This window comes from Sphingomonas sp. GC_Shp_5 (assembly GCF_026540855.1).
In the GTDB taxonomy this organism is placed as follows: Bacteria; Pseudomonadota; Alphaproteobacteria; order Sphingomonadales; family Sphingomonadaceae; genus Sphingomonas.
Genome location: NZ_JALNUP010000062.1, coordinates 1 through 651, shown reverse-complemented (window position 1 = coordinate 651; position 651 = coordinate 1). Strand labels below are relative to the sequence as shown.

1 protein-coding gene is annotated in these 651 nt (G+C 60.1%); it reads right to left on the bottom strand.

Annotated elements, in window-relative coordinates; all coding sequences use genetic code 11:
* On the bottom strand, positions 1–651 hold a 651-nt coding region (locus tag OXR60_RS19830; protein WP_267397783.1), incomplete at both ends, for a catalase.

Here is a 651-nt window from a genome sequence, read left to right as displayed (position 1 = left end):
GCAACGCGCGTGGCGAGATCCTCATCGACGTTTCGCAAGTTCGCGACCATGGCGAGACGAACGTGCTCCAGCGATACCTTGCTAAGTTCGAACACTAGCGCAGATGCAATATGCGCCTGCTCTGCAGGATCCATGGACCGGAAAAACAGCCGCGCCTGGCTGTAATGATCGGCGAAGCTTTCCGGCCGGATCCGTAGCTTTTGACCCTGCTCCTCTGACGGAAAGGTTTGGTAGCCATCCGGCGTCTCACGCGCACCGGCCGGCTCGCCGGCCTTGGCGAGGCTGTTGGGTTCGTAATTGGCACGGCCTTTTGGCACTTGCATCTGCATGTGGCCATCGCGCTGCTGGTTCAGGAATGGACAGCCTGCCGCCTCGGCGCGCCCCTTGGCCGAGTTGATTGGCAGCTGGTGGAAATTGACGCTGCCCAGCCGCGACAGCTGTGTATCGGTATAGCTGAACAGCCGACCCTGGAGTAGCGGGTCATTGGAAAAGCCGATCCCTGGAACGACGTGGCTCGGCACGAACGCTGCCTGTTCGGTCTCAGCGAAGAAGTTGTCGGGATAGCGATCGAGCACCATTTTGCCGACGATGCGAACGGGCAGCACCTCCTCTGGAATGATCTTGGTGGCATCAAGGACGTCGTAGGGCTGA